The following is a 23,677-nucleotide window of genomic DNA, read 5'->3' as shown; positions in this document are numbered from 1 at the left end:
AATGCCCGTTCTGCCCGGCCGGCCCACCAGCCGCCCGGTCTCCCCCGGCCGCGCGATCCGCGGCCCGCAGACGCAGGAGTCAGTGTTGAGAGAGAGTTCCTCCCACAGACGCACCTCCCACACCCCCCACCGCAAGGCGGCCGCTGTCGCTCTCATCGGTGTTTCCGCCCTGATCGCCGCGGCCGTCCAGACGGGCGCCGCCACCGCAGCACCGGAGAAGGCACCGTCGGCTGCGGGCAAGGTCCTTCCGGGCGCGGAGTCGGTCAAGCTGAGCCCCGCCCAGCGCGCCGAACTGATACGCACGGCGAACGCAGGCAAGGCGGACACGGCCAGGGAACTCGGCCTGGGCGCCAAGGAGAAGCTGGTCGTCCGTGACGTCCTCAAGGACGGCGACGGAACGATCCACACCCGCTACGAGCGCACCTACGACGGTCTGCCCGTCCTCGGCGGCGACCTGGTCGTCGAGTCCACGAAGGCCGACGCGACCGCGGCCGTCGTCAAGGCGACCCGCGCCGCCATCAAGCCGGCCACCACCACGGCCGCCGTCTCCACCGCCAAGGCCAGGACCCAGGCCCTCAAGGCGGCCAAGGCCGAGGACGCCAAGAGCCCCGAGGTCAACCGCGCCCCGCGCAAGGTGATCTGGGCGGCCGACGGCAAGCCGACACTGGCGTACGAGACGGTCGTGGGCGGATTCCAGCACGACGGCACCCCGCAGGAGCTGCACGTCGTCACCGACGCGGCGACCGGCGAGAAGCTGTACGAGTGGGAGGCCATCGAGACCGGCACCGGCAACACGGTGTACTCGGGCACGGTCAACCTCACGACCACGCAGTCGGGTTCGACGTACAACCTCACCGACGGCGCGCGCGGCAACCACAAGACGTACAACCTCAACCGCGGCACCTCCGGCACCGGCACGCTCTTCTCCGGCTCGGACGACGTCTGGGGCAACGGCACCGCCTCGAACCTGGAGTCGGCCGCGGCGGACGCGCACTACGGTGCCGCGCTGACGTGGGACTACTACAAGAACGTGCACGGGCGCAGCGGTATCCGCGGTGACGGCGTCGGGGCGTACTCCCGGGTCCACTACGGCAACAACTACGTCAACGCGTTCTGGTCCGACAGCTGCTTCTGCATGACGTACGGCGACGGCTCGGGCAACGCCAACCCGCTGACGTCGATCGACGTGGCCGCGCACGAGATGACCCACGGGCTCACCTCGAACACGGCCGGGCTCAACTACAGCGGTGAGTCCGGCGGCCTGAACGAGGCGACGTCCGACATCTTCGGCACGACCGTCGAGTTCTACGCCAACAACTCCAACGACGTCGGTGACTACCTCATCGGCGAGGAGATCAACATCAACGGCGACGGCACGCCGCTGCGTTACATGGACCAGCCGAGCAAGGACGGCTCGTCGTACAACAACTGGACGTCCAGCATCGGCAACGCCGACGTGCACTACTCGTCCGGTCCGGCGAACCACTTCTTCTACCTCCTGAGCGAGGGCAGCGGCGCCAAGACCATCAACGGCGTCAGCTACAACTCGCCCACCGCGGACGGGCTTCCGGTCACCGGTATCGGCCGCGACAAGGCGGAGAAGATCTGGTTCCGCGCGCTGACCACCAAGTTCACCTCCACCACCAACTACGCGGGCGCCCGTACCGGCACCCTCGCGGCGGCCGGTGAGCTGTACGGCACGACGAGCGCCGAGTACACGGCGGTCGCCAACGCCTGGGCCGGTGTGGCGGTCGGTTCGCGTCCCGGTGGCGGCGGCGGTGGCGGCACCACCTTCGAGAGCGGCACCGACGTGTCGATTCCGGACAACGGCGCCGCGGTGACGTCGTCGATCACGGTCTCCGGCCGGACGGGCAACGCGCCGTCGAACCTCGCGGTGGCGGTCGACATCGTGCACACCTACATCGGTGACCTCCAGGTGCAGTTGGTCGCGCCCGACGGCACGGCGTACACGCTGAAGGCGTACGGCACCGGCGGCAGCACGGACAACCTCAACACCACCTACACGGTGAACGCGTCCTCCGAAGTCGCGAACGGGACCTGGCAGTTGAGGGTCCAGGACAACGCGGCCGTGGACACCGGCTACATCAACAGCTGGTCGCTCACCTTCCCGTAGCCCGGAAGGTGCTGAACGGCTGAACGGCTGAGCGACTGATCGACAGGGCGCCGCCCCGGTGGTTCGACTCCCCGGGGCGGCGCCCTCATGCGGTGTGCGGTCACGCGAGTTCACACGCCCGAAACGTTTACCGGACAGTCGCCTTTCGGCCAACATCACTTGGGGGTCCTGACATGTACGCGCCCTCGGTGTCACTCTTCCCTCACCCGCCGCACAACTTCTCACCTTCCCCACATAAGGAGCTTGTGTGACCCCCCTCTACGCGCGTCACAAGCGCACCACTCTGGCCATCGCCACCGCTGTCGCGGCCGGAGCCCTGCTGACCACCGGTCTGACCACCGGCAGCGCCGCAGCCCAGACCCCGGCGGACAGCGCCGGCACCAGCACCGGCGCCAAGCCCCTGGCCGCCCCCACCACGCTCGCGCCGGCCGCGCGTGCCGCGCTGATCAAGCAGCAGCAGAGCGCCGCGAGCGACACCGCCCAGGAGATAGGCCTCGGCGCCAAGGAGAAGCTGGTCGTCCGCGACGTCATCAAGGACGCCGACGGCACCGTGCACACCCGCTACGAGCGCACCTACGCGGGCCTGCCGGTCCTCGGCGGCGACCTCGTCGTCCACGAGTCGAAGTCGGGCACCACGCAGGGCGTCACCAAGGCGACGAAGCAGACCATCAAGGTCGCCTCGCTGAAGCCGACGCTTGCTGTGGCCAAGGCCGAGAAGCAGGCGCTGACCCTCGCCAAGGCGGCCGGCTCGGAGAAGACCGAGGCCTCCGAGGCTCCCCGCAAGGTGATCTGGGCGGGCAACGGCTCCAAGCCGACCCTCGCCTACGAGACCGTCGTCGGCGGCCTCCAGGAGGACGGCACCCCCAACGAACTGCACGTCATCACCGACGCGGCCACCGGCGAGAAGCTCTACGAGTACCAGGGCATCGAGACCGGCACCGGCAAGAGCGTCTACTCCGGCACGGTGACGCTCGGCACGTTCCTCTCCGGCTCGACGTACCAGCTGTACGACACCTCGCGCGGCGGCCACAAGACGTACAACAAGGCCCGCAGCACCAGCTCCTCGGCCGGCACGCTCTTCACCGACGCGGACGACACCTGGGGCACCGGCGCGGCCTCCAGCTCCTCCAGCGACCAGAGCGCCGCCGTCGACGCCGCCTACGGTGCCCAGACCACCTGGGACTTCTACAAGAACACCTTCGGCCGCCTCGGCATCAAGAACAACAACGTCGCCGCCTACAGCCGCGTCCACTACGGCAACGGGTACGTCAACGCGTTCTGGTCCGACACCTGCTTCTGCATGTCGTACGGCGACGGCGAGGGCAACACCAAGCCCCTGACGTCCCTCGACGTGGCCGGCCACGAGATGACCCACGGCGTCACGTCGAACACCGCGGGCCTCAACTACAGCGGTGAGTCGGGCGGCCTGAACGAGGCCACCTCCGACATCTTCGGCACGGCGGTCGAGTTCTACGCGGCGAACTCGAATGACGTCGGCGACTACTTGATCGGGGAGAAGATCGACATCAACGGGGACGGCACGCCGCTCCGTTACATGGACCAGCCGAGCAAGGACGGCTCGTCGGCCAACTACTGGTCGTCGAACCTGAAGAACCTGGACGTGCACTACTCGTCGGGCCCGGCGAACCACTTCTTCTTCCTGCTGAGCGAGGGCAGCGGCAGCAAGACGATCAACGGGGTGTCGTACAACTCCCCGACGTCCAACGGCTCCACCATCACCGGCATCGGCCGCGTCAAGGCGGTCCAGATCTGGTACAAGGCGCTGACGGAGTACATGACGTCGACGACCACGTACGCGGGCGCCCGCACGGCGACCCTGAGCGCGACGGCGGCCCTGTACGGCTCCGGCAGCACGGAGTACTCGACGGTCGCGGCGGCCTGGTCGGCCGTGAACGTCAGCTAACCCGAGGGGGTTGGCAGAGGGCCGGCAGAGGGCTGGCAGGGGGCGGCACCCGGGACGAAGGCATTCCCGGGTGCCGCCCTACTCTTGTTTCCCATGCCGTCGAAAGAGCCCGCGATCGATCCGTCGAACGACTTCACATACGCCGACGTAGGCGCCACCCGCAAACCGGGCTTCTGCCCACCGGACTTCCACCCCCTCCACGTCCGCACCCGCATCGGCGAGGGCGAGTCCGTCTTCCGCCGCGCCGCCGAAGCGGTCCTCACCTGGGAGATGCACCGGGCGATGGGCGTGGGCATCGACGCGACGGCGGAACGCGCGGCACCGGATGTCGACGTCACGGTGACCCTGGCCGGCGTGATCAAGGCACCGTGCCGCGTGGTGTGGACCGTGGAGGAGCCCCGGCGCGCCGGGTGGGCGTACGGAACGCTTTCCGGCCATCCCGAGTGCGGGGAGGAGGCGTTCGTGGTGGACCGGACCGGGGACGGGACGGTGTGGCTGACGGTGTCCGCGTTCAGCCGGGCCGCGAAGTGGTACGCGAAGGCGGGCGGAGTGGCTACGCGGGGGTTGCAGCATGCGTATGCGCGGCGGTGCGGGGTGGTGTTGCGGAGGTTGAGCGGGGCGGAGGAGGAGTAGTCCGCCAGGGCGTAACCGGGCGCCGCCCAGTCGGAGCGGCCCGATTCGGAGCGGTCAGTGATCAGTGATCAGTGATCCGATGCTGCACGGCTTGCCGCCCCGTCGCCTCGGCGAGCTGCCGTGCCATCTCGGCGACGATGAGATCGGCCGTCTCCAGTGACGGCACATCCTCGACATCGACGTACCACGTACCGAGCAGCTCCCAGGACGCGCTGACGGTCGCAGCGCCGGTGCGGAACGTGAGCACCTCCGAGTCCTCGACGACCTCGCACTCGAACGACCTGGGCCGCAGCACGGCGGCGAGGCTCACACCAAGGGCCGGCCAGTCGTCGCCGTCGGCTGTGCTGATCGTGTACTCGGGCATGGAAGCATCTTCGCACCGGTCCACCGGAGGCGATCAATGGACCTGTCCCTTGCCCCTTACCCGAGGACGGCACCGGCACGGTCTGCGGCTACCGCTCCGTGGCCGAAGTGCCCCGGGCCGCCTCGTTCCTCTCCTCCCTGGACATCCAAGAGGTGACGAGCAAGGCGCCCCAGGTCCTGTCCGAGGTCATCCGCGGAGGCATCCCCAGCGGCTATCTGGAGGGGGCTGATCCACGGTCACCGCATCAACACCCCCGCCCCCTCCACCACATCCTCCGAAGGCACAGCCACCAACCCCAGCTCCGCCCCGGACGCAAGAAGCCGATGCGACGGCAGAATCCGCACCGTGTACCCGAACGGCCCCGTCCGATCCAGCGCAAGCGGCCCCTCGTACACCCACCGCCCCTCAGGATCCGGCCCCCCGACAGGCTTCAGCGGCACAGTCGCACCGTCCGCGATCCGGTCCTCCTCGTCCACCCGCCCCGACACGGCCTGTACCTCGACATCCTCGGGATTCAGCCCACCGAGCCCCACCCGCACCCGGAGCCCGAGCGTCGACCCCAGCTCCGCGGTAGCCGTAGCCACCGACGTCTCCACATGGTCGACAGTCACCGCCGACCAAGACCCCCGCACACGCGCCTTCCACCCCGCCAGCTCCCGCGCCAGATCCGGAGTCATCGCACGGTGGGCATGCGCGGCCGGGGTGTACAGCCGCTCCACGTAGTCCCGGACCATCCGCCCGGCCAGCACCTTCGGCCCCAGCAAGGTCAACGTCTGGCGGACCATCTCGATCCACCGATCCGGCAGCCCACCCTGCCCCCGCTCATAGAACCGGGGCGTCACCCGCTGCTCCAGCAGGTCGTACAGCGCCGCCGCCTCCACATCATCCCGGTGGTCAGGATCCGTCCCCGTACCGTCCGCCGTCGGGATCGCCCACCCGAAGTCCGGCTGGAACCACTCGTCCCACCAACCGTCCAGGACCGACAGGTTGAGGCAGCCGTTCAGTGCCGCCTTCATCCCGCTCGTCCCGCACGCCTCCAGCGGCCGCAGCGGGTTGTTCAGCCAGATGTCGCACCCGGGATACAGCTTCTGCGCCATCGCCATGCCGTAGTCCGGCAGGAACACGATCCGATGCCGCACCCTCGGGTCGTCCGAGAACCGCACCAGCTCCTGCACAAGCCGCTTTCCGCCGTCGTCCGCCGGATGCGCCTTCCCCGCGACCACGATCTGGATGGGCCGCTCAGGGTGCAGCAGCAGGTCCATCAACCGGTCCCGGTCGCGCAGCATCAGCGTCAGCCGCTTGTACGACGGGACCCGGCGCGCGAATCCGATCGTCAGGACGTCCGGGTCAAGCACCCCGTCGATCCACCCCAACTCGGCCGTACCCGCACCCCGTTGGCGCCACGACACCCGCAGCCGCTCCCGCACCTCCGTCACCAGCTGCTCGCGCAGCACCCGCCGCAGTTCCCAGATGTCCTGATCCGGGATCTCCGCCACCGCGTCCCAACGATCCGAACCGCCCACCGTCAGCGCGTCCTCGGTCCGCTGGGCGCCGATCTGCCGGGCCCCGAGCCGGAAGACCTCCGGCGCCACCCACGTCGGGGCATGCACCCCGTTCGTCACGGACGTGATCGGCACCTCGTCGGGGTCGAATCCCGGCCACAAACCCGAGAACATCTCCCGGCTCACATGCCCGTGCAACAGCGAGACACCGTTCGCCCGCTGCCCCAACCTCAGCCCCATCACCGCCATGTTGAACAGATTCGGCTCGCCACCCGGGTACGTCTCCATCCCCAGCTGCAGAATCCGCTCGACGTCGATACGCGGCAACTCCGCGTCCGCGCCGAAGTGTCGGGCCACCAACTCACGGTCGAACCGGTCGATGCCGGCGGGGACGGGCGTGTGGGTCGTGAAGACCGTCCCCGCCCGCACCGCCTCCAGCCCCGCGTCGAAGTCGAGCCCCTGATCGCAGAGTTCGGCGATCCGCTCCAGGCCGAGGAACCCCGCATGCCCCTCGTTCGTGTGGAAGACCTCGGGCGCGGCATGTCCCGTCAGTCGGCAGTACGTCCGTACCGCCCGCACCCCGCCTATCCCCAGCAGCATCTCCTGCAGCAGCCGGTGCTCACTGCCACCGCCGTACAGCCGGTCGGTCACTCCCCGCTCGCCGAGGTCGTTCTCCTCGACGTCCGAGTCGAGCATCAACAGCGGTACCCGGCCCACCTGGGCCAGCCAGATCCGCGCATGCAGCTGCTTGCCGCCGGGCAGGGCCAACGACACCTGTGTCGGCGTGCCGTCCGGCTCCCTCAGCAGGGCCACCGGCAGCTCGTTGGGGTCGAGGACCGGATAGTGCTCCTGCTGCCAGCCGTCCCGGGACAGCGACTGGCGGAAGTAGCCGTGGCGGTAGAGCAGACCCACGCCTATCAGCGGAACGCCCAGGTCACTGGCCGCCTTCAGATGGTCGCCGGCCAGGATTCCCAAACCGCCGGAGTACTGCGGGAGGGCCGCCGTGATGCCGAACTCCGGCGAGAAGTAGGCCACGGCCGCCGGGAGTTCGCCCGTCTGTGTCTGGTACCAGCGGTCGCCGGAGACGTAGTCCTGCAAATCGTCGGCCACGGCCGTCAGGCGGCGCAGGAAGCGGCGGTCCTCCGCCAGCTCCGCAAGGCGCCGGGGCGGCACGTCGCCCAGGAGGCGTACGGGATCACAGCCCGAAGCGGTCCAGCACTCCGGGTCGACGGACTGGAAGAGGTCGCGGGTCTCCGCATGCCAGGACCAGCGCAGGTTGCGCGCCAGGTCGCTCAGGGGGCGGAGCGGCTCGGGGAGTACGGGGCGGACGGTGAAGCGACGGATAGCCTTCATGGGCACTGCCACCTCGTCAGGCGTGCGGAAGCGGACGCACCGCGTTGTGCGTCCCGTCGTCGACATCGACGGTATCGGTGAGACGGCTCCGGAACCACGGCGCGTCAGAACACACATCCGCACACACATCCGCACACGCGAAAGCGCACACGTCAGCACACGCGTCCGCACAAGCGCCTGTCCACGCAGAAGTCCGGAAATCACCGCAACCCTGCCGCACCCTTCACGCGCACCCCATGGCCGATATGGCCGATTCCGCCCCGTAGGCGTCCTTGTGGTGGCTTCACAGCCCACGAGAGGCTGCAAAGTGGCGTACCGGTCACGCCGGTCGACTCCCGGCAAACCAGGACCGCCGTACGCCCAGTTGAGGAGGGGAACTCACACCATGGCACGGACGCGAACCCGGCGTCTGCGCTGGGCGGGGGGCTTGACCGCGGTGACCTGTGCCGCCGCGCTTTCGGCCATCACCCTGCCCGCGCACGCCGTACCGGAGGGGCGGATACTCGGCGCCGATGAACCCGGCGCCGTCAGCGGAAGTTACCTGGTGACGCTCAAGGGCGGAACGAAGGCCCCGTCGACGGCGGGGAAGAGCCTCGCCGACAGGTACGGGGCGAAAATCAGCCACACCTACAGCACGGTCCTCAACGGCTATGCGATCAAGGCCGATGAGAGACAGGCCAAGCTGCTCGCCGCCGACTCCCGTGTGGCGTCGGTCGTCCAGGACACCCGGGTGACGCTGGAGCACACCCAGCAGAACCCGCCGTCCTGGGGGCTCGACCGGATCGACCAGCAGAACCTGCCGCTGGACAAGAGCTACACCTGGCCCGATTCCGCGGGCGCCGGGGTGACGGTCTATGTCATCGACACCGGTATCCGCATCTCGCACAAGGACTTCGGCGGGCGCGCGAGCTACGGCTGGGACTTCGTCGGCAACGACCGGTTCGCCGCCGACGGCAACGGCCACGGCACCCATGTCGCCGGCACCGTCGCGGGCGCCAGGTACGGCGTCGCCAAGAAGGCCGAGCTCGTCGCCGTACGCGTCCTCGACAACTCCGGCTCGGGTACGACGGCCCAGGTCATCGCGGGTATCGACTGGGTCACCAAGCACGCCGAGAAGCCGGCGGTCGCCAATGTGAGCCTCGGCGGCTACCGCAACGCCCAGCTCGACGCCGCCGTACGGAACTCGATCAAGTCGGGGGTCACGTACACGGTCGCGGCGGGCAACGACGGACTGCCGGCGTCCCTCTACTCGCCCGCCGGCGTCAAGCAGGCGATCACCGTCGGCGCGGCCGACAAGAAGGACGCGCGCGCCGACTTCTCCAACTACGGCGCGGCCCTGGACCTGTTCGCCCCCGGCGTCGCCATCACCTCGGCGTCCAACAAGGGAGACAGCGCCAAGGCGACCTACTCGGGTACGTCGATGGCGTCGCCGCACGCGGCGGGGACGGCCGCGCTCTATCTGGCCGACCACCGCAAGTCCACACCCGCGCAGGTCTCCAAGGCACTGGTCGCACTTTCCGCATCCGGCAAAATCTCGGGCCGCGGCCTCGCCTCGCCGAACAAACTTCTGCAGGTCCCGCCCTCGTAAGGGCAGTTCACAGGTACCGGCCCCCTTCATCACGAACGGGGCCGGTCTTGTGTGTAGACATACGCGTGAGTAGTTAACAAAGTGCCGGATTGCCCACCCGAATAGGGTGGGAAGGCTCCTCCGGTACGACCCCCGGCCAGATCACGGGAACACCAGGCAACTCCAGGCACCACCCCGCAGGACCCACCTCCCCACAGCCATCCGCCCACCCACGTTGACGCGGACAGGAGCGGTCATGCCCGCCACGCACCACTCGTCAGCACCCCCGACGACCGGCACCGAGACACCCCCCGAGCGGCATTCGGTCACCCCCGGACCGCCGCCCCCCGAACCACCCGACACGGGCGACGGCATCGGACGCATACCCGTCCTCGACGTGCGCCCGGTCGTCCAGCGCGGACGCCGGCCCGCGAAGGCGGTCACCGGCGAGACCTTCCAGATCTCGGCCACCGTGTTCCGTGAGGGCCATGACGCGGTCGCCGCCAACGTCGTACTGAAGGACCCAGAGGGCCGCGCCGGCCCCTGGACCCCGATGCGCGAACTCGCCCCGGGCACCGACCGCTGGGGCGCCGACGTCACTCCGGACACCGAGGGCCTGTGGAGCTATCTGGTCGAGGCCTGGGGCGACCCAGTCTCGACCTGGCGCCACCACGCCCAGATCAAGATCCCGGCGGGCATGGACACCGACCTGGTCCTGGAGGAGGGCGCACGCCTGTACGAACGGGCCGCCGCCGATGTCCCCAAGGGCGAGGGCCTGCGCAAGGTGCTCCGGACCGCCGTGGAGGCCCTCCGGGACGAGAACCGCCCGGCCACGGCCCGGCTGGCGGCCGCCCTCACCCCCGAGGTGGACGGGGTGCTGGCCCGGTATCCGTTGCGGGAGCTGGTGACCGCGTCGGAGGAACTGCCGCTGCTGGTGGAGCGGGAGCGGGCGCTGTACGGGTCCTGGTACGAGTTCTTCCCGCGCTCCGAGGGCACGCCCGAGCAGCCGCACGGCACCTTCCGCACGGCCGCCCGGCGCTTCGAGGCGATCGCCGAGATGGGCTTCGACGTCGTCTATCTCCCGCCTATTCATCCCATCGGAACCACCTTCCGCAAGGGGCCCAACAACACGCTGTCGGCGACCGCCGAGGATGTCGGGGTGCCGTGGGCGATCGGGTCCCCCGAGGGCGGCCATGACGCGATCCACCCCGATCTGGGGACGCTCGAGGACTTCGACTGGTTCGTGCGCGAGGCCCGCCGGCACGGCCTGGAGATCGCTCTCGACTTCGCCCTGCAGTGCTCGCCGGACCATCCCTGGGTGCACAAACATCCGGAGTGGTTCCATCACCGCCCGGACGGCACCATCGCCTATGCGGAGAACCCGCCGAAGAAGTACCAGGACATCTACCCCGTCGCCTTCGACGCCGACCTGGACGGTCTGATCACCGAGACGCTGCGGGTGCTGCGGCACTGGATGGACCACGGGGTGCGGATCTTCCGGGTGGACAATCCGCACACCAAGCCGGTCATCTTCTGGCAGCGGGTGATCGCGGACATCAACGCCACCGACCCCGATGTGATCTTCCTGGCCGAGGCGTTCACCCGCCCGGCGATGATGCACACCCTCGCGCAGATCGGCTTCCAGCAGTCCTACACGTACTTCACCTGGCGCAACACCAAGGACGAACTCACCGAGTATCTGACACAGCTGTCCGGCGAGGCGGCGGCCTACATGCGGCCCAACTTCTTCGCCAACACCCCCGACATCCTGCACGCCTACCTCCAGCACGGCGGCCGCCCCGCCTTCGAGGTCCGCGCCGTCCTCGCCGCGACCCTCTCCCCGACCTGGGGCATCTACAGCGGCTACGAACTGTGCGAGAACACCCCGCTGCGCGAGGGCAGCGAGGAGTACCTCCACTCGGAGAAATACCAACTCCGCCCCCGCGACTGGGAGAACACCGACTCCATCACACCCCTGATCACCCGCCTCAACCAGATCAGGCGCGCCAGCCCCGCCCTCCAGCAGCTGCGCGACCTCCACTTCCACCACGCGGACCAGGAAGCGGTGATCGCGTACTCGAAGCGGAGCGGCTCGAACACGGTTCTGGTGGTCGCCAACCTCGACCCTCACCACACCCAGGAGGCCACGGTCTCGTTGGACATGCCGCAACTCGGCCTGGAATGGCACGAGTCGGTGCCGGTGCGCGACGAGCTCACCGGCGAGACCTATCACTGGGGCAGGGCGAACTACGTGCGTCTCGAACCGGGCACTCGCCCCGCGCACATCCTCACCGTCCTGCGACCGTCCACCCCGCAGATCGGAGGGTCACCCACAACATGATCGTCAACGAGCCCGTCCAGGACACCTTCGAGGACACCCCCGCCAAGGACCGTGACCCCGACTGGTTCAAACGCGCGGTCTTCTACGAAGTCCTCGTCCGTTCCTTCCAGGACAGCAACGGCGACGGCGTCGGCGACCTCAAGGGCCTCACCGCCAAACTCGACTACCTGCAATGGCTGGGCGTCGACTGCCTGTGGCTGCCACCCTTCTTCAAGTCGCCCCTCCGGGACGGCGGTTACGACGTCTCCGACTACACCGCCGTCCTGCCCGAGTTCGGCGACCTCGCCGACTTCGTCGAGTTCGTCGACGCCGCCCACCAGCGCGGCATGCGCGTCATCATCGACTTCGTCATGAACCACACCAGCGACCAGCACCCGTGGTTCCAGGAGTCACGAAAAGACCCCGACGGCCCCTACGGCGACTACTACGTCTGGGCGGACGACGACAAGCAGTTCCAGGACGCGCGGATCATCTTCGTCGACACCGAGGCCTCCAACTGGACCTTCGACCCGGTCCGCAAGCAGTACTTCTGGCACCGCTTCTTCTCCCACCAGCCGGACCTCAACTACGAGAACCCGGCGGTCCAGGAGGAGATGATCTCCGCGCTGCGGTTCTGGCTGGACCTCGGCATCGACGGCTTCCGCCTCGACGCGGTGCCGTACCTCTACCAGCAGGAGGGCACCAACTGCGAGAACCTCCCGGCGACCCATGAGTTCCTCAAGCGGGTCCGCAAGGAGATCGACGCGCACTACCCGGACACGGTGTTGCTGGCGGAGGCCAATCAGTGGCCCGAGGACGTGGTCGACTACTTCGGCGACTACCGATCCGGCGGCGACGAATGCCACATGGCCTTCCACTTCCCCGTCATGCCCCGCATCTTCATGGCGGTGCGGAGAGAGTCCCGCTACCCGGTCTCCGAAATCCTCGCCAAGACCCCCGCCATCCCGTCGAGCTGCCAGTGGGGCATCTTCCTGCGCAACCACGACGAGCTCACCCTCGAAATGGTCACCGACGAAGAACGCGACTACATGTGGGCCGAATACGCCAAAGACCCCCGCATGCGCGCCAACATCGGCATCCGCCGCCGCCTCGCGCCTCTCCTCGACAACGACCGCAACCAGATCGAGCTGTTCACCGCGCTCCTGCTGTCACTCCCCGGCTCGCCGATCCTCTACTACGGCGACGAGATCGGCATGGGCGACAACATCTGGCTCGGCGACCGCGACGCAGTGCGTACGCCGATGCAGTGGACACCGGATCGCAACGCAGGTTTTTCGTCCTGTGACCCTGGGCGGCTCTATCTGCCGACCATCATGGACCCGGTCTACGGCTACCAGGTCACCAACGTCGAGGCGTCGATGTCGTCGCCCTCCTCGCTGCTGCACTGGACCCGCCGCATGATCGAGATCCGCAAGCAGAACCTGGCGTTCGGGCTCGGCTCGTACACGGAACTCCAGTCGTCCAACCCGGCGGTGATCGCGTTCCTGCGGGAGTACGAGGACGACCTCGTCCTGTGCGTGCACAACTTCTCCCGCTTCGCACAGCCCACCGAGCTGGACCTGAGCACGTTCAACGGGCGGCACCCGGTCGAGCTGTTCGGCGGGGTGCGGTTCCCGGCCATCGGGGAGCTGCCGTACTTGCTGACGCTGGCGGGGCACGGTTTCTACTGGTTCCGGCTGCGCAAGGACGCCGTATAGAAGCCCGGCGGGACGGAGTTCCTCGGTTTCTCCCGTCCCGCCCGGGGCACGCATCAGTAACACCCCGCCCACCCGGGGAAAGGACGCGACGCCATGTCGGAAGCCGTCATCCGTACTGCCACGACAAGTCCCGCCCTGCTCGCGTCACTTGATCCACTGCTGCGGGAGTGGCTGCCGCGCCAGCGCTGGTTCGCGGGCAAGGGGCGTCCGGTCACCGGGTTCTCCCTGGTCGCGGAGACCGAGCTGCTTCCGGCCCACAGCAGGCTGGGCCTGTACCACCTGCTGGTCCGCGCCCACCAGCCGCTCGCCCTGGGCGCCGAGTCGCACCCCGGCGACTGCTACCAGCTCCTCATAGGTGTGCGCGAGGCGCTGCCACCCCATCTCGCGCCCGCGCTGATCGGACATCTGGAGGAGGGCCCGCTCGCCGGCCACACGGTGTACGAGGCCCTGTACGACCCCCGGCCCGCCGAGGTCCTCCTGGAGGCGCTGCGCGCGCGGGCCCGGATCGGCGGGCTGCGCTTCGAGCGCGACCCGGGGCAGGAGATCCGGCCGGGACTCGTGCCGCGCATGATGACCGCCGAGCAGTCGAACTCGTCGATCGTCTACGGAGATACGTTCATCCTGAAGCTGCTGCGCCGGGTCACGCCCGGCGTCAATCCCGACCTCGAACTGCCGTTGGCGCTGGCCCGCGAAGGCTGCCCGCGGGTACCGGCGCCGACGGCGTGGCTGCACGCGGACCTCGGCGACGGGACCGAGGAGTCGTACGTCCTCGGGGTGCTCCAGCCCTTCGTCAAGGGCGCGGCGGACGGCTGGGAACTGGCCTTGCGCGAGCTGGCCAAGGGGGAGGACTTCGCCGGGGAGGCCCGGGCGCTGGGGCGGGCCACCGCCGAGGTGCACACCGCGCTCGCCCGGGCACTGCCCGCGGTGGCCCTGGGCCACGCCCAGCTGCAACCGCTGGTCGACGGCATGATCGAACGGCTGGAGACGGCCGTGCAGGCGGTCCCCGCGCTCCGGGCGTACGCCCCCGGTCTGTACTCGGCGTTCACGGCGCTGGCCGACCTGGCGGCGGAGGGCCGTACCTGGACGGCGCAGCGCATCCACGGCGATCTGCACCTCGGTCAGTGCCTGCGCTCGCCCGCCGGTTCGTGGTCGCTGATCGACTTCGAGGGCGAGCCGTCGAAGCCGCTGGCCGAACGCCGGCTGCCGCAGCCTCCGGCCCGGGACGTGGCCGGCATGCTCCGCTCCTTCGACTACGCGGCCCTCTCGGCCGACCCCCCGATGCCTGGCTGGGCCCACGCCTGCCGGGCCGCCTACTGCTCCGGATACGCCGAGGTCTCCGGCACCGATCCGCGTACCGACCCGGTGCTGCTGCGCGCCTACGAGACGGACAAGGCGATCTACGAGGTCGTCTACGAGGCCCGTCACCGGCCCGACTGGCTCCCCGTGCCGATGGCCGCGATCGAGCGGTACGCCACATCCGATCTGACCTGATCCGACCCGCACAGCCGAGGAGGCTCCACCCGTGACGCCGCGCCCCCCGTCCAGCGATCCGGATCCGAAGAAGTCGGCCAAGAAGGCCGCGAAAAGCGTGAAGAAGGCAGCGGTCAAGAAGGCAGCCGCCGAGAAGCCCGCCGTGAAGAAGGCCGCGGCGAAGAAGGTCCCTGCGAAGAAGACCGCCGCGAAGAAGACCGGCACGAAGAAGACGACCACGAAGAAGACGACCACTGCAGAGACGGTCACCGCAAAGGCGACCACCTCCAAGGCAGCCACCGCCAAGGCGGCCTCGCCCGCCCCCGCTCAACCGCCGGAGGCGTCCGCCCTCGACGCCCACGACCGCGACCGCCTCCTCTCCGCCACCCACCACTCCCCGCACTCCGTCCTCGGCGCCCACCCGGTGCCCGGCGGTGTCGCCTTCCGTGTCTTCAAGCCGTACGCCCTGTCCGTCACGGTCGTCTCGGGAACCCTGCGAGCCGAGCTGCACGACGACGGCGACGGCTTCTTCTCGGGCCTGCTGCCGCTGCGTGACGTGCCGGAGTACCGGCTGCTCGTGGCGTACGAGGGGAGCGCGCAGGAGACCGAGGACGCGTACCGTTTCCTGCCCGCCCTGGGCGATCTGGACCTTCATCTGATCGGCGAGGGCCGGCACGAGCAGCTGTGGACGGCGCTCGGGGCCCAGCCGATGACCCACCAGGGCGTGCCCGGCACCCGCTTCACGGTGTGGGCGCCGAACGCGCGCGGTGTGAGCCTGGCCGGCACCTTCAACTTCTGGGACGGCACCGGATTCCCGATGCGCTCGCTGGGCTCCTCCGGGATCTGGGAGCTCTTCGTGCCCGGGATCGGCGAGGGCGAGCTGTACAAGTTCGAGATCACCCGGCCGGACGGTTCGAAGACGCTGCGTGCCGACCCGCTGGCCCGCCGCACGGAGGCCCCGCCGAACACCTCGTCGATCGTGCACGCCTCGCACCACGAGTGGCAGGACGAGGCGTGGCTGGAGCGGCGCGGGGACATCCCGGCGCACGAGGGACCGTTCTCGGTGTACGAGATCCATCTCCCGTCCTGGCGCCCTGGGCTGACGTACCGTCAACTCGCCGAGCAGCTTCCCGCGTACGTCAAGGACCTCGGGTTCACCCACGTCGAGCTGATGCCGGTCGCCGAGCACCCGTTCGGCGGCTCATGGGGTTACCAGGTCACCGGGTTCTACGCGCCGACGGCCCGCCTTGGCACCCCGGACGACTTCAAGTACCTGGTCGACGCCCTCCACCAGGCCGGTATCGGCGTGCTGATGGACTGGGTGCCGGCGCACTTCCCGCGCGACGACTGGGCGTTGGCCGAGTTCGACGGACGGCCGCTGTACGAGCACGAGGATCCGCTGCGCTCCGCCCACCCCGACTGGGGCACGCTGGAGTTCGACTACGGACGCCGCGAGGTGCGCAACTTCCTGGTCGCCAACGCCCTTTACTGGTGCGAGGAGTTCCATATCGACGGGCTGCGGGTGGACGCGGTCGCCTCGATGCTCTACCTCGACTACTCGCGCGAGCCGGGCCAGTGGGTGCCGAACGAGCACGGGGGCCGGGAGAACCTGGACGCGGTGGCGTTCCTGCAGGAGATGAACGCGACCGTGTACCGGCGGGTGCCGGGTGTGGTGACCATCGCCGAGGAGTCGACCGCCTGGGACGGCGTCACCCGGGCCACGCATCACATCGGGCCGGGCGGCTTCGGTGGCCTCGGCTTCGGGCTGAAGTGGAACATGGGCTGGATGCACGACTCGCTGGGGTATGTGCAGCACGAACCGGTGCACCGCAAGTACCACCACAACGAGATGACCTTCTCGATGGTGTACGCGTACAGCGAGAACTACGTCCTGCCGATCTCCCACGACGAAGTCGTGCACGGCAAACGGTCGTTGGTGTCGAAGATGCCGGGCGACTGGTGGCAGCAGCGGGCCACCCACCGGGCCTATCTGGGCTTCATGTGGGCCCACCCCGGCAAGCAACTCCTCTTCATGGGCCAGGAGTTCGCCCAGGGCGCGGAGTGGTCCGAGGCGCACGGTCCGGACTGGTGGCTGCTCGACCCGGCGTACGGCGCCGAGGCCGATCACCGTGGGGTGCGGGACCTGGTCCGTGACCTCAACATCGTCTACCGCCACACCCCGGCGCTGTGGCAGCGGGACACCACCCCCGACGGCTTCCAGTGGATCGTGGGGGACGCGGCCGAGGACAACGTCTTCGCCTTCCTCCGCCTCGACGCGGAGGGCGTGCCGCTCCTCTCGGTCTCCAACTTCTCCCCCGTCGTCCGCCACGACTACCGGCTCGGCGTCCCCGACGACGTCCCCGCCTGGCACGAGTCCCTCAACACCGACGTCGGCAAGTACGGCGGCGGCGACATCACCAACCCCGACCCGGTCAAACCGGAGGCGACGGCCTGGCACGGCCGCCCCGCGAGCATCACCCTCACCCTGCCGCCCCTGGCAACGGTGTGGCTGCGGCCGGCCTAGGGATCCGAACCGGGCGGCACGAGGGACTTCTCGGACGATCGCGTCGGCCTGCCCTGGCCCGCTCGCGTCACCAGAACGACGCGAGGTCAGCGTCCGCCGAACATCAGCTTGCGCAGGATCGACAGCAACCCACGCGACTCGTGCTCCGTCGACTGGTTCGCCGGGACCGCCGCAGGGGGCGTGCGCCGGGGTGCGGAAGGAGCCCTGGGCCCCAGCTCGTAGCGCACCGGCAGCAGGCGCAGTCCCCGGACCACCGGGCCGGAGCGCCACGGCAACTGGTCCGGGGGCAGGGTCAGTTCCGCGCGGGTGAAGTGGTCGAGGACGCGGCCGACCGCGGTCGTGACGATCATTCCGGCCAACTCGCGGGCCGCGCTGGGGCATTGGTGCGTTCCGGCACCCCAGCCCAGGTGCGCGCGGGTGGAGACCATGGAGCCCACCATGTGGGAGGAGCTGAGCGCCAGCAGGTCGCGGTGGGCGGCCGCGGCCGACGGGGAGACGATGTCGCCGGCCCGCACCCACACGTTCCCGAGCTGCACGTCCCGCGCGGCGAACCGGAAGCACATGTTGGCCACGGGCGGGTTGACGAGGGCCGCCCGGTTGACGGTCTCGCCGAGCTGCCCGGTCGGCAGGCTGCGCCGGACGGTCGCGTTGCCGCGCAGGACCTCCAGCAGCGTGTTGAGGACCATGTTGCCGGTGATGTCGTTGAGGTAGACCGCGTTCATGAACAGCTCGCGCCCGAGCTGCTCGTCGCTCAACTGCGGGTCGGAGAGCAGCATGTAGGAGGTGAGGTCGTCGCCGGGCCGGGCCCGCCGGTGCGCGGCGAGCCGGGTGAACGCCCCCAGCGCCCGTCCCGTCGCCGGTCCGGAGTCCGGTCCGCCGTCCAGCATCCGCCACACGTCCATGACGAGTTCGTCGCCCATCTCCACGGGGCAGCCGAAGAGCCTGGTCGTGATCATGAGCAGCAGCGGCCGGGTGTACTGGGCGCCGAGGTCGGCGAAGCCCACGGACCCCGACTCGGCGGCGAGCAGCCCGACCAGTTCGTCGGCGTACCGGGCGACGGCGGCCCGCAGTTCCCAGCCCTCGGGGTTGCGGGTGTCCTGGAAGGGGCCGAGCGCCGAGTGCAGGGTGCGGCGGGCCGCCCGGTGCTCCTCGTCGTCCATGAACATCGTCTGCCGCACCTCGTACCCGGCCAGCAGCGGCCAGTCCCGCGGCAGTCGTCCCTCGGCCCGGGCCCGCCAGTACCGGACGTCCCGCCGCCACTGGCCCTCGTTCCGCAGCACCTCGGTGACCTCGGCGTACCCGAGCACCAGCCACACCGGCACGCCCATCAGCCCGACCGGGGCGACCGGGCCGTAGGTGTGCCGCAGCCGCTCGTACACCGCGCCGGGGTCGACGTCGAACTCCGCGGTGAGCAGCGGCTCGACGGGCAGCGACTCGAGCGGGGTGCCGTCGGCCGGTGGCGGGGTCGTGTGCGGGTGGACGTTCATACGCACACGCTTACCGCACCGGCCGTGCACACGCGGTGACGGGTGCGCGAACTGTTACGGCTTGGTGATGACTTCTGCGGATGTGTCGACCATCCCCTTTGCGTCCGCCACCCCTTTTGTCTCCGCCATCCCCTTCGGCAGCCGCCCGGTGTGCAGCACCCCCAGCCGCTGGGTGGCCCGCGTCAGTGCCACATACAGATCGCTCGTGCCGTACAGCCCCGGCTCGACCACGAGCACCGAGTCGAATTCCAGCCCCTTCGACTGCCGCGGATCGAGGAGTACGACGGTCCGCGTCAGGTCGGGCTCGGCGCCGGCCGTCACCCCGTCCAGCTGTGCCGCGAGCCTGCGGTGCAGATGCCGCGGCGCGATGACCGCGAGCCGCCCCTCGGCGGGCGTCAGCTCCTCGACCGCCTTGGCCACGGCGCCGGGCAGGTCGTCGGTGCCGCGCACCCAGGGCCGTACGCCTGTCGACCGCACCGAACTCGGCGGTTCGAAGTCCGGGTTGTCGGCCCGTACGACGGCCGCCGCGAGGTCCATGATCTCGGCGGGGGTGCGGTAGTTGACGCCGAGGCGGGTGTGCTCCCAGCGGTCCTCGACGTACGGCTGGAGGATCTTCTCCCAGGAGCCCACGCCCGCCGCCTCCGCGGTCTGCGCCGGGTCGCCGACCAGGGTCATCGAGCGGGTCGGGCTGCGCCGCATCAGCAACCGCCAGGCCATCGGCGACAGTTCCTGCGCCTCGTCGACGATGATGTGCCCGAACGCCCAGGTCCGGTCGGCGGCCGCGCGCTCGGCGGCGCTGCGGTGGTCGTCCTCCTCGTGCCGCTCGGCGAACCGCTCGGCGTCGATGATGTCGTGGGCGGACAGCACCTCGGAGTTCTCGTCGTCGATGTCCTCGAACTCGTAGGTCCGGGAGGCATACGACACGTCGAGCACGCCCTGTGCGTACGCGACCTGCGTCTCCCGTTCGCGGTCCGCCCGCGCCCTGGCCAACCGCTCGTCGACACCGAGGAGTTCGGCGGCCTCGTCGAGCAGCGGTACGTCCGCCACGGTCCAACCCCGTGTCACCGGGCGGCGGATGGCGGCCGCGTCCTCGTCGGGGAGGTAGCCGACCGGGTCGGCGAGGAAGTCCGCGACCAGGCGCTGCGGGGTGAGCCGCGGCCACAACTGGTCGATGGCGGACCACACTTCGGGGTTTTCGGCGATCTCGTCGCGGATCTGCGTCAGGTCGCTCGCGTCGAGCAGACTCGTGCCGTCGTACGGATCGGTGCCGACCCGCTCGGCGTACAGCTCGGTGAGCGTGTTGAGGATGTGGCCCTCGAAGTGCTCGCGGGCCACGTTGTGCGGCAGCCGCGCGGCCCGGGTCTTCTCGCGCGCCACCTTCACCAGCCCGTCGTCGAGCATCAGGACCTCCCGGTCGTGCTCGATGGCGATCACCGGGTCGGGCAGCGCCTGCCAGTCGCGTACGGCGTCGGCGAGCACGTCCGCCATGTCGGCGCGGCCCTTCACCGCGGCCGCCTCGCGGGTGTCGGCCGCCGTCGCCTTCACGCCGGGGAACAGCTCGCCGACCGTCGCGAGGAGCACGCCGGTCTCGCCGAGGGCGGGCAGCACCTCGCCGATGTAGCCGAGGAAGGCGGGGTTGGGGCCGACGATGAGGACGGCACGCTTGGCCAGCAACTCCCGGTACTCGTAGAGGAGATACGCGGCCCGGTGCAGGGCCACGGCCGTCTTGCCGGTGCCGGGGCCGCCCTCGACGACCAGTACCCCGCGGTACGGGGCGCGGATGATCTCGTCCTGTTCGGCCTGGATGGTCTGCACGATGTCGTGCATCCGGCCGGTGCGCGCGGCGTCGAGCGCGGCGAGCAGCACGGCGTCTCCGGTCGGGTCCTCGTGGCCGGTGCGCCGCTGGTCGCCGAGGTCGAGGATCTCGTCGTGCAGCGCGGTGACCGTACGGCCGTCGGTGGTGATGTGCCGGCGTCGGCGCAGGCCCATCGGGGTGTGGCCGGTGGCGAGGTAGAAGGGGCGGGCGACGTCGGCCCGCCAGTCGATCAGGACGGGGGTACGCTCGGCGTCGTCGGTGCGCAGTCCGATACGGCCGATGTGATGGCTGGTCCCCGAGGTCAGGTCGATCCGCCCGAAGCACAGCGAGCCGTCGACGGCGTTGAGCGCGGCCAGCAGCCCGGACCGCTCGGCGACCAGGATGTCCCGCTCCAGACGGGCCTGCATGGGCGTGTTGCCCTGGGCGAGCGCGTCGGTGACTCCGGCCTCGGTGTCCCCTCGCAGGGCGTCCACGCGTGCGTACAGGGTGTCGATGAATTCTTGCTCACCGCGAATTTCATCGCTGTTTGACAATTCCACTCCCACGCCGATATACTGTGCCTACTGAGCTTCTCCGCGACCTAATTCCCGTAAAGTCGCGAACCATTGAGTGTAAGCAAAAGAATCCCCCCGGCGCAATTGCCGAGGGGATTTTTGGGTTATGGGAAGTCAGATCACGTCGGCCAGTTCCTCCAGCAGACGGCGCTTCGGCCGGGCTCCCACCATGGACTTCACGGGCTCACCGCCACGGAAGACCATGAAGGTCGGCATCGAGAGAACCTTGTAGGCGTTCGTGGTCAGCGGATTGTGGTCCACGTTCAGCTGCACCACCTTGAGCCGGTCGCCCTCCTCGGCCGCGAGGGCGCGCAGCACCGGCCCCATCTGCCGGCACGGCGGGCACCAGTCGGCCGTGAACTCCACCAGCACCGGCAGATCGGCGCCGATCACTTCCGCCGCGAAATCCGCGTCCGTCACGTCAATCACTGTTCCTGCCCTCCCAGTTCGCACAACGGTGGCTCTCCTACGGCCGCGGCCAGCCGTACGCCGATCTGCGCACGGACCGCCTGCAGCTCGCCGATCAGCCCGTCCAGCTCCGCCAGCTTGCGCCGGTAGATGTCGAGCGAGGCCGGGCAGGAGTCACCCTCGGGATGCCCGGACCGCAGGCACTCCACGAAGGGCCGCGTCTCCTCCAGGTCGAACCCGAAGTCCTGGAGCGTCCTGATCTGCCGCAGCAGCTTCAGATCGCTCTCGTCGTACGTCCGGTACCCGTTGCCGCCGCGCCGCGCGGGCAGCAGACCCCGCGACTCGTAGTACCGCAGCGTCCGCGTGGTGGTCCCGGCCCGTGCGGCCAGCTCGCCGATTCGCATGCCTACGAACGTAAGCCTTGACGTCGGCGTCAAGGCAACAAGGGCTTCCGCTCCACCGGGGACGTCAGGACGATCGAGGTGGTCGTGCGGCCCAGCGCGGAGACCTCCTCCAGCACCTCCTCCAGATGGACGGTGTCCCGGACGGCGACCTTGAGGATCCAGCAGTCCTCGCCGACCGCGTGGTGCACCTCGATGATCTCGGGGCGTTCGATGAGCTCCAGGGTCCTGGGATGCTTCAGGTTGTAGCCGCCGTGCGGATTGACCCGGATGAACGCCTGGATGCCGTACCCGAGCCGGCTCGGCACGACATGCGCGCCGTACCCGCCGATCACCCCCGCCGCCTCCAGCCGCCGCACCCGCTCGGTGACCGCCGCCGGGCTCAGCCGCACGCGGCGCCCCAGCTCGCTCAGCTTGATCCGCCCGTCGGTCTGGAGCAGCTGGAGGATCTGCCGGTCCAGCTCGTCGAAGGCCACCGAGGTTTCGCTGGTGGCGGGGCGCAGATGCCGGGGTTCTTTCGGTGCGGCGGCCTGAACTCCCATGGTTCCCCCTTCAGGACGTGGATGTACGCCGGGAGAATTATGGTCATGAAAAAGGCACGGGAGATACTGGTCATCGGCGGCAGCCGCTATTTCGGCAAGCGGCTCATCACACGTCTGCTGGCCGCCGGGGACCGGGTGACGGTACTGAACCGCGGCTCGGCCGGCCCGCCGCCCGGCGTGACGCACCTGGTCGCCGACCGGAACGACGAGAGGTCCCTCACCGAGGCGCTCGGTTCCCGCACCTTCGACGTCGTCGTCGACCAGGTCTGCTACACACCGAAGCAGGCGGAGATCGCCCGGCGGGTGTTCACGGGACGGACCCGGCGCTATGTGATGACGTCGACGGTCGAGGTGTACGAGTACGAGGACTCGATCACGCCGGTCCGTGAGGACGCCGTCGATCCGCTGAGCGTGCCCGTGGATCTCGAACTCCCCTGGGAGGACCCGGAGTTCCTCGACTCCCACTACGGCGAGGGCAAGCGACAGGCGGAGGCGGTGTTCGCGGCCGCGCCGGACTTCCCGTACGTGGCCGTCCGGGTGGCCCATGTGCTGGGCGGGGCCGACGACTTCACGGGGCGCCTCGACCACTACGCCTCCCGGATCCGGGCCCGCGAGCCGATCGCCGTGCCCTTCTCCAACCAGCCCGCCACCTACATCCACGTCGAGGAGATCGCCGACTTCCTGGTGTGGGCGGCGGGCGAGGACTTCACCGGCCCGGTCAACGCGGCCTCCCACGGCCCGCTGGCCACCGTCGACCTGTGCGAGGCGATCGTCGCGCACATCCCCGACGGCAAGGTCGTGCTCCAGCTGGTCGAGGTCGGCGAGGTCTCGCCGTTCTCCTTCTTCCGCTCCTACGGCATGGACAACTCCCGCGCCACGAGGCTCGGTTTCGCCTTCCGTGCCGCACCGGCCTGGCTGTCGTCGGCCGTGGCGGAGACGCTCGGAAAGGACGGGAACTGA

At 69.5% G+C, this 23,677-nt stretch carries 16 protein-coding genes; 9 read left to right on the top strand and 7 right to left on the bottom strand.

All coding sequences use genetic code 11. The features are described from left to right. Positions 1–85 precede the first annotated feature (85 nt). The 3 genes from PH203_RS24255 to PH203_RS24245 all read left to right on the top strand — a co-directional run bounded on the left by PH203_RS24255 (position 86) and on the right by PH203_RS24245 (position 4,691). Positions 86–2,134 carry a M4 family metallopeptidase gene (locus PH203_RS24255; protein WP_289922597.1) on the top strand — a complete coding sequence of 683 codons (2,049 nt, stop codon included), beginning with the start codon at positions 86–88 and terminating at the stop codon, positions 2,132–2,134. A gap of 247 nt (positions 2,135–2,381) precedes the next feature. Then, positions 2,382–4,058: a M4 family metallopeptidase gene (locus PH203_RS24250; RefSeq protein ID WP_289922596.1), complete on the top strand. Its 1,677-nt coding sequence runs from the start codon at positions 2,382–2,384 to the stop codon at positions 4,056–4,058. A gap of 93 nt (positions 4,059–4,151) precedes the next feature. Continuing rightward, complete coding sequence (locus tag PH203_RS24245; RefSeq protein WP_289922595.1) at positions 4,152–4,691, top strand: DUF1990 domain-containing protein; 540 nt, start codon at positions 4,152–4,154, stop codon at positions 4,689–4,691. 61 nt (positions 4,692–4,752) lie between these two features. On the opposite strand, the gene PH203_RS24240 is transcribed toward PH203_RS24245, so the two are convergent. Together PH203_RS24240 and PH203_RS24235 are read right to left on the bottom strand one after the other, a co-directional pair. Further along, complete coding sequence (locus PH203_RS24240; protein WP_289922594.1) at positions 4,753–5,055, bottom strand: hypothetical protein; 303 nt, start codon at positions 5,053–5,055, stop codon at positions 4,753–4,755. A 236-nt stretch (positions 5,056–5,291) separates the two neighbouring features. Continuing rightward, positions 5,292–7,910: a glycosyltransferase family 1 protein gene (locus PH203_RS24235; RefSeq protein WP_289922593.1), complete on the bottom strand. Its 2,619-nt coding sequence runs from the start codon at positions 7,908–7,910 to the stop codon at positions 5,292–5,294. Between the two features lie 385 nt (positions 7,911–8,295). Between PH203_RS24235 and PH203_RS24230 the strand changes: the two genes are divergently transcribed. The 5 genes from PH203_RS24230 (at position 8,296) to glgB (ending at position 17,509) form a co-directional block, all read left to right on the top strand. Then, the gene (locus PH203_RS24230; RefSeq protein WP_289922592.1) at positions 8,296–9,498 is read left to right on the top strand and encodes a S8 family peptidase; all 1,203 of its coding nucleotides are present in this window, start codon (positions 8,296–8,298) and stop codon (positions 9,496–9,498) included. Between the two features lie 235 nt (positions 9,499–9,733). Then, positions 9,734–11,818 (top strand): alpha-1,4-glucan--maltose-1-phosphate maltosyltransferase, encoded by a 2,085-nt coding sequence (locus PH203_RS24225; RefSeq protein WP_289922591.1) that lies wholly within the window; start codon positions 9,734–9,736, stop codon positions 11,816–11,818. Further along, the gene (treS, locus tag PH203_RS24220; protein WP_289922590.1) at positions 11,815–13,515 is read left to right on the top strand and encodes a maltose alpha-D-glucosyltransferase; all 1,701 of its coding nucleotides are present in this window, start codon (positions 11,815–11,817) and stop codon (positions 13,513–13,515) included. Before PH203_RS24225 ends, treS begins: the two co-directional genes overlap by 4 nt. Positions 13,516–13,608: 93 nt before the next feature. Further along, positions 13,609–15,006 carry a maltokinase gene (locus tag PH203_RS24215; protein ID WP_289922589.1) on the top strand — a complete coding sequence of 466 codons (1,398 nt, stop codon included), beginning with the start codon at positions 13,609–13,611 and terminating at the stop codon, positions 15,004–15,006. Between the two features lie 31 nt (positions 15,007–15,037). After that, positions 15,038–17,509 carry a 1,4-alpha-glucan branching enzyme gene (gene glgB / locus PH203_RS24210; protein WP_289922588.1) on the top strand — a complete coding sequence of 824 codons (2,472 nt, stop codon included), beginning with the start codon at positions 15,038–15,040 and terminating at the stop codon, positions 17,507–17,509. Between the two features lie 86 nt (positions 17,510–17,595). Here the strand turns inward: glgB and PH203_RS24205 are convergent, their stop codons facing one another. The 5 genes from PH203_RS24205 to PH203_RS24185 form a co-directional block, all read right to left on the bottom strand. Then, positions 17,596–18,996, bottom strand: coding sequence for a cytochrome (locus tag PH203_RS24205; protein WP_289922587.1), 1,401 nt, complete (start codon positions 18,994–18,996; stop codon positions 17,596–17,598). A 54-nt stretch (positions 18,997–19,050) separates the two neighbouring features. Then, the gene (locus PH203_RS24200; protein WP_289922872.1) at positions 19,051–21,327 is read right to left on the bottom strand and encodes a UvrD-helicase domain-containing protein; all 2,277 of its coding nucleotides are present in this window, start codon (positions 21,325–21,327) and stop codon (positions 19,051–19,053) included. Between the two features lie 153 nt (positions 21,328–21,480). Then, positions 21,481–21,795 carry a thioredoxin domain-containing protein gene (locus tag PH203_RS24195; RefSeq protein ID WP_289922586.1) on the bottom strand — a complete coding sequence of 105 codons (315 nt, stop codon included), beginning with the start codon at positions 21,793–21,795 and terminating at the stop codon, positions 21,481–21,483. Continuing rightward, positions 21,792–22,178 carry a MerR family transcriptional regulator gene (locus PH203_RS24190; protein WP_289922585.1) on the bottom strand — a complete coding sequence of 129 codons (387 nt, stop codon included), beginning with the start codon at positions 22,176–22,178 and terminating at the stop codon, positions 21,792–21,794. The genes PH203_RS24195 and PH203_RS24190 overlap by 4 nt, the downstream gene beginning before the upstream one ends. A gap of 29 nt (positions 22,179–22,207) precedes the next feature. Continuing rightward, positions 22,208–22,717, bottom strand: a complete 510-nt coding sequence (locus PH203_RS24185; RefSeq protein ID WP_289922584.1) for an Lrp/AsnC family transcriptional regulator — start codon at positions 22,715–22,717, stop codon at positions 22,208–22,210. Positions 22,718–22,762: 45 nt separating this feature from the next. On the opposite strand from PH203_RS24185, the gene PH203_RS24180 reads away from it, so the two are divergent. Continuing rightward, positions 22,763–23,677, top strand: a complete 915-nt coding sequence (locus PH203_RS24180) for an NAD-dependent epimerase/dehydratase family protein (protein WP_289922583.1) — start codon at positions 22,763–22,765, stop codon at positions 23,675–23,677.

This window comes from Streptomyces sp. S.PB5, from assembly GCF_030403745.1.
Taxonomy (GTDB): Bacteria; Actinomycetota; Actinomycetes; order Streptomycetales; family Streptomycetaceae; genus Streptomyces.
Note: the sequence above shows the minus strand (reverse complement) of the source record. Positions and strands in the feature narration are given on the sequence as shown.

Bases quoted from the DNA above. Each gene is read 5' to 3' on its own strand.
- PH203_RS24245 (WP_289922595.1), top strand. From the start codon at position 4,152: ATGCCGTCGAAAGAGCCCGCGATCGATCCGTCGAACGACTTCACATAC.
- PH203_RS24240 (WP_289922594.1), bottom strand. From the start codon at position 5,055: ATGCCCGAGTACACGATCAGCACAGCCGACGGCGACGACTGGCCGGCC.
- PH203_RS24235 (WP_289922593.1), bottom strand. From the start codon at position 7,910: ATGAAGGCTATCCGTCGCTTCACCGTCCGCCCCGTACTCCCCGAGCCG.
- PH203_RS24230 (WP_289922592.1), top strand. From the start codon at position 8,296: ATGGCACGGACGCGAACCCGGCGTCTGCGCTGGGCGGGGGGCTTGACC.
- PH203_RS24225 (WP_289922591.1), top strand. From the start codon at position 9,734: ATGCCCGCCACGCACCACTCGTCAGCACCCCCGACGACCGGCACCGAG.
- treS (WP_289922590.1), top strand. From the start codon at position 11,815: ATGATCGTCAACGAGCCCGTCCAGGACACCTTCGAGGACACCCCCGCC.
- PH203_RS24215 (WP_289922589.1), top strand. From the start codon at position 13,609: ATGTCGGAAGCCGTCATCCGTACTGCCACGACAAGTCCCGCCCTGCTC.
- PH203_RS24205 (WP_289922587.1), bottom strand. From the start codon at position 18,996: ATGAACGTCCACCCGCACACGACCCCGCCACCGGCCGACGGCACCCCG.
- PH203_RS24190 (WP_289922585.1), bottom strand. From the start codon at position 22,178: ATGCGAATCGGCGAGCTGGCCGCACGGGCCGGGACCACCACGCGGACG.
- PH203_RS24185 (WP_289922584.1), bottom strand. From the start codon at position 22,717: ATGGGAGTTCAGGCCGCCGCACCGAAAGAACCCCGGCATCTGCGCCCC.
- PH203_RS24180 (WP_289922583.1), top strand. From the start codon at position 22,763: ATGAAAAAGGCACGGGAGATACTGGTCATCGGCGGCAGCCGCTATTTC.